Here is a 5,311-nt window from a genome sequence, read left to right as displayed (position 1 = left end):
TTGCTGAATAGCCCAGGGTGCGTGTTCGCGGCTGGAGCCACAACCAAAGTTAGCCCGGGTTAATAAGATGCTGGCGCCACTATACTCCGGCTTATTAATCACAAAATCCGGGTTGGGGCTGCCATCAGCTAAATAGCGCCAGTCAAAAAACATGGCCTGGCCAAAACCTTCACGGCTGACACTGGTTAAAAACTGTTTTGGGATAATCTGGTCGGTATCCACGTTATTTTTATCCAGCGGGCACACTATACCCTGTGCAAAAATCTTACTCATGGCCGGTCTCCTGTTTCTATCGTCGCTGCAGCGATATTAACGAACTTACCGGCAATGGCAGCGGCAGCAGCCATGGCGGGGCTGACCAGGTGGGTGCGGGCACCGCGGCCCTGGCGGCCTTCAAAGTTGCGATTACTGGTCGAGGCGCAGCGCTCGCCGGCAGCTACTCTGTCATCATTCATACCCAGGCACATGCTGCAGCCTGGCTCGCGCCACTCAAAACCGGCGTCTTTAAAAATACTGGCCAGGCCTTCATCTTCAGCCTGGCGTTTCACCATGCCAGAGCCTGGTACGACTAACGCCCGCACGCCGGCAGCAACCTGCTTACCCTGCACCACACTGGCCGCAGCGCGCAAGTCTTCAATCCGGCTGTTGGTGCAGCTGCCAATAAATACCACATCTACTTTACAATCGGTCAGCTTCTGCCCTGGCTCTAATCCCATATAGGCCAATGCACGTTCGGCGGCATCGCGTTTGGTAGGGTCCAAAAAGCTGGCGGGTGCGGGCACGCTCTGGTCAACGGCCATCACTTGCTCAGGGTTAGTGCCCCAGGTAATTTGCGGCGTAATACTGCTGGCATCAAGCGTAACAGTCTGATCGAACACCGCATCAAGGTCTGAATACAAGCTTTGCCAGTATTGTACTGCGCCTTGCCAATGCTCTTCTTTAGGCGCATGGGCTTTGCCTTTTATGTATGCAAAGGTGGTGTCATCAGGGGCAATTAGGCCGGCTTTGGCGCCCATTTCAATGCTCATATTGCATAAGGTCATTCGCCCTTCCATGCTCATGGCGCGAATAGCACTGCCAGAAAATTCCGCAACATAGCCATTGCCGCCGGCAGTGCCCAGTTTGCCAATAACCGCCATAATCACGTCTTTTGGCGTAACATGGCGGCTTAGTTCGCCATTAATTTCTACTTTTAACGTTTTGGCCTGCTGCTGTGGCAGGGTTTGGGTAGCCAGTACATGCTCAACTTCTGAGGTGCCAATACCAAAGGCCAGCGCACCAAAGGCACCGTGGGTAGAGGTATGGGAGTCACCGCAGACGATAATCATTCCCGGCTGGGTTAAGCCCTGCTCTGGGCCAATAACATGGACGATGCCCTGATCGGGGTGGGTTAAATCTAATAACGGGATCTGATTCTCATCGCAATTGGCTGCCAGTGCCTCCAGCTGCTTACGTGAGGTTTCACCGGCCGCATCAATACTACGGCGCTGGGTGGATACGTTGTGGTCCATGGTAGCGAAGGTCAAATCTGGCCGACGCACGCTGCGGTTCGCCAGCTTTAAACCCGAAAACGCCTGGGGCGAGGTCACCTCATGAATTAAATGCCGGTCTACGTATAACAAATCGGTGCTGGGGTTTAGCTTACCCACCACATGGCTGGCGTAGATTTTCTGATATAAGGTTTGTGCGTTAGCAGTGGCCTGGCCCATTACTTATTCTCCTGGCGTAAGGTGGCAACAATAGCGGCGCCAACAGCGGCCGTGCCATAAGTCGATTTCGGATCAATGTCGCGCGTGACAATGTGCTGCTCTAAGCAGTGCTGCACCGCCCGCTCAATGGCTCGGGCGGCGTCTTCCTCGCCAAAGCTGTAGCGCAGCATTAAGGCCGCACTTAAAATCTGAGCGATAGGGTTGGCGATGCCCTTGCCTGCGATATCGGGTGCACTGCCGCCTGCAGGTTCATACAAGCCAAAGCCACTGCCATTTAAACTGGCCGACGGTAATAAGCCTAACGAGCCGGCAATAGCGGCAATTTCGTCAGATAAAATATCGCCAAACAGGTTGTCGCACAGCAAGACATCAAACTGCTGCGGGCTGCGGATAAGCTGCATGGCGGCGTTATCAATGTACATATGCTCCAGGGTGACATCCGGGTAGTCTTTGGCAATGCGCTCTACCGTTTCACGCCATAAAATGCTGGTTTGCAGCACATTGGCTTTATCAATTGAAGTCACTTTATTGCTGCGCTTGCGGGCAGCTTCAAACGCCACTTTGGCAATTCGTTCAATTTCAAACACGCTGTAGCGCTGGGTATCAAATGCATCGGAATCGCTGCGTCCTTTTTCGCCAAAATAAATGCCGCCGGTCAGTTCGCGCACGCACAGCACATCCATGCCCAGGCTGCTCACTCGCGGGTGCAATGGCGATAAGTCGGCAAACGCCGGGTAAATCTGGCCAGGGCGCAGATTGCAGAATAAATCGAAGGTTTTGCGAAGTGGTAACAACGAGCCGCGTTCAGGTTGTTTATCTGGCGCTAAGCCGGTCCATTTTGGCCCGCCAACTGAGCCAAATAAAATAGCATCACTTTGCTGGCAAACCGACAAAGTTTGCGGCGGCAGGGGTTGTCCGCTGGCATCAATGGCGGCGCCGCCAATCAGCGCCGGGGTTAGCTTTAACCCAAACTGAAATTTATCAGCAACAACCTCTAGTACTTTTACTGCTTCGGCCATCACTTCCGGGCCAATGCCATCACCGGCCAGGACCGCAATGTTATACTGCTTACTCATTATTGTTCACCTGCTGCAATCTTTACTGGTTTCTGTTCCGTTGTATGGTCACGCGTTTGTTTCTGGGCATGTTTATGGGCGTCGATAGTCTGGGCGCGCTGGATCATATTCAGCACATGAACATAGGCCAGCACCGAGCTGCGAACAATATCGGTCGCCAGACCGGCACCATGAAAACGCCGGCCTTCATGCTCGGCGATAATGTCCACCTGGCCCAAGGCGTCTTCGCCACTGCCTTTGGCCTGCAGGTTAAAATCAACCATCTTTATCGTCAGTTTACTGATGCGGGTAATAGCGCTGAATGCGGCCTCTACCGGACCATTGCCGGTCGCAGCCTCGGTAAACAGCTGATCGCCACAGCGCAAGCCCACCGTGGCGCTGGCAATATGACCGGTGTGAGTGGACGAGCTTAAAAACTCTAAGGCAAAGTAATCGTTTTGTTCCTGCATGTTTTCAAAAAACACCAGTGCCTCTAAGTCATAATCAAACACCCGGCCTTTTTGGTCGGCCAGCGCGACAAAGCTTTTATAGACTGCTTCTAAGTCATAATCGCCGGTGGTGTAACCTAATTCGGCCAAGCGGTGTTGAATAACATGCCGGCCCGATCGCGAGGTTAAATTCAGCTCGTTCTGGCGAATGCCCACCTGCTCCGGTGCCATAATCTCGTAAGTGTTTTGCGCTTTTAATACGCCATCCTGATGAATGCCTGAACTGTGAGCAAAGGCATTTTCACCGACGATGGCTTTGTTCGGTTGAATCGGCATATTACAAATCTGGCTAACTAAGTGAGAGCTGCGGTAAATCTCAGTGGTTTTAATATCGGTATACAAGGGCGCCAGCACATCTTTGCGGGTGTTGATAATCATCGCCACTTCTTCCAGCGAACAATTACCCGCCCGCTCGCCAATACCATTTACCGTACATTCAATTTGCCTTGCGCCGGCTTGAATGGCGCTGATGCTGTTGGCAACGGCTAAACCTAAATCGTTGTGGCAGTGTACGCTTAAGCGGGCTTTGTCGATGTTTGGTACCTTATTGCGTAAGGTACTAATAATGGCTGCAAATTCGTTAGGGATGGTATAACCGACGGTATCCGGAATATTAATGGTGGTGGCACCGGCGTTAATGGCCCGCTCGACAATCCAGCATAAGTCGTCAATAGGAGTACGGCCTGCATCTTCACAGGAAAACTCGATATCGTCGGTATAACGGCTGGCCAGTTTAATGGCGGCTACAGCCTGTTCGCTGGCCTGGGCCAGGGTTTTGCGTAATTTGTACTGCAAATGCAGCGGTGAGGTGGCGATAAAGGTATGAATACGCCGCTGCTCTGCATCCTTTAACGCTTCGCCGCAGGCTTCAATATCAGCGCTTACCGCGCGGGCCAGGCCACAAATAATCGGGCCTTTTACCTCGCGGGCAATTCGCTGCACTGAGTCGAAGTCGCCGGGGCTGGATACCGGAAAGCCCACTTCCATCACATCTACTTTTAAGCGTGCAATGGCATGGGCCAGTTGTATTTTTTGTTTCTGGCTTAAGCTGGCCCGCAAGGCCTGCTCGCCGTCGCGTAAGGTTGTGTCGAAGATCCAGATTTTATTATCGCCGCTCATCTCGGGTTTCCTGTTCCGTATTTCCAGTGTCAGTTGCAACCTGTGGCGGGGGCTTAAAAGCAAAAAACCCCGGCCAGTGGCACGGGGTTTTTCGTTATTGGTCGTTACGTTTTTTTACCAATAAACCACACCCCGCGCGCCGGTGAGGAGCACGAGGAGGCTGATAATTGAAACGCAACGTTGTAAATTCATTTATTGCTCGTATTGGTTACTTTTTAGCAAGACGCCGATATTAATAACATGGTTATTTTTTAACTGCAACAGTATAGATGGCCAAATACTAAAAAAACCGTGCAAGTTTAAATCACATTAATGGCGTTGCTGTGGGCAAGATGTTGAAAAAGTTGCCGACAGGCAGGCTAAGCGCTAGGCTTAAGCACATAATAATATTCAAACTAATGAAAATTAAAGCAAACCAAGGAAGCTGATTATGCGAAACCCTCTGTTAAAACCATTGATACTGACTGCCAGCATTGCACTGGTTGTCGCATGTGGCAAAGCGCCGGAGCCGCGGGTTGCCGCAACGGTTGATGTCGACAACATTGCTCGCCAGTATACGCAACTGGTATTAGCGCTGGGCGAGCATGACAGCAACTATGTTGATGCTTATTATGGCCCCGGGCAACTGCGCGATGAGGCAGTGGCCCGCGGTATGAGTGCAGCCGATATTGCCGCAGAGGCTAAAGCGTTGCTTGAGAAAATTGATACCCAGCCGCTGGCAGATAGCGATATACGTAAGCTGCGGCTGCATTATCTGGATAAGCAATTACAGGCACTAGCTTTTCATGCTGAGCATCTGAGCAACGGCAAAAAGGCGAATTTTGAAGCCCAGGCTCAGGCCTTGTATGACACTACGCCGCCCAATTACACCCTGACAGATTTTGATGAAGTGCTGGCAGGCATTGCTGAGCTGGTGCCG

General features: G+C 51.9%; 4 protein-coding genes and 1 pseudogene. 1 reads left to right on the top strand and 4 read right to left on the bottom strand.

Annotated elements, in window-relative coordinates; genetic code table 11:
* The 4 genes from leuD to leuA all read right to left on the bottom strand — a co-directional run.
* On the bottom strand, positions 1-273 hold a 273-nt coding region (gene leuD / locus ABY802_RS15610), incomplete at its 3' end, for a 3-isopropylmalate dehydratase small subunit (RefSeq protein WP_372628049.1).
* The gene (gene leuC, locus ABY802_RS15605) at positions 270-1,709 is read right to left on the bottom strand and encodes a 3-isopropylmalate dehydratase large subunit (protein WP_372628048.1); all 1,440 of its coding nucleotides are present in this window, start codon (positions 1,707-1,709) and stop codon (positions 270-272) included. The genes leuC and leuD, both read right to left, overlap by 4 nt.
* Positions 1,709-2,785, bottom strand: coding sequence for a 3-isopropylmalate dehydrogenase (gene leuB, locus ABY802_RS15600; protein WP_372628047.1), 1,077 nt, complete (start codon positions 2,783-2,785; stop codon positions 1,709-1,711). The genes leuC and leuB overlap by 1 nt, the downstream gene beginning before the upstream one ends.
* Positions 2,785-4,392: a 2-isopropylmalate synthase gene (gene leuA, locus ABY802_RS15595; protein ID WP_372628046.1), complete on the bottom strand. Its 1,608-nt coding sequence runs from the start codon at positions 4,390-4,392 to the stop codon at positions 2,785-2,787. The genes leuB and leuA overlap by 1 nt, the downstream gene beginning before the upstream one ends.
* Before the next feature lie 430 nt (positions 4,393-4,822).
* Here leuA and ABY802_RS15590 point away from each other — a divergent pair.
* Positions 4,823-5,311, top strand: a pseudogene (locus tag ABY802_RS15590) (hypothetical protein); the annotation flags it as partial.

This window comes from Arsukibacterium sp. (genome assembly GCF_041616895.1).
Lineage (GTDB): Bacteria > Pseudomonadota > Gammaproteobacteria > Enterobacterales > Alteromonadaceae > Alishewanella.
Note: the sequence above shows the minus strand (reverse complement) of the source record. Positions and strands in the feature narration are given on the sequence as shown.

What these genes read in the sequence shown, in the direction of transcription:
- leuC (WP_372628048.1), bottom strand. Translation starts at nt 1,709, where the DNA reads ATGGGCCAGGCCACTGCTAACGCACAAACCTTATATCAGAAAATCTAC.
- leuB (WP_372628047.1), bottom strand. Translation starts at nt 2,785, where the DNA reads ATGAGTAAGCAGTATAACATTGCGGTCCTGGCCGGTGATGGCATTGGC.
- leuA (WP_372628046.1), bottom strand. Translation starts at nt 4,392, where the DNA reads ATGAGCGGCGATAATAAAATCTGGATCTTCGACACAACCTTACGCGAC.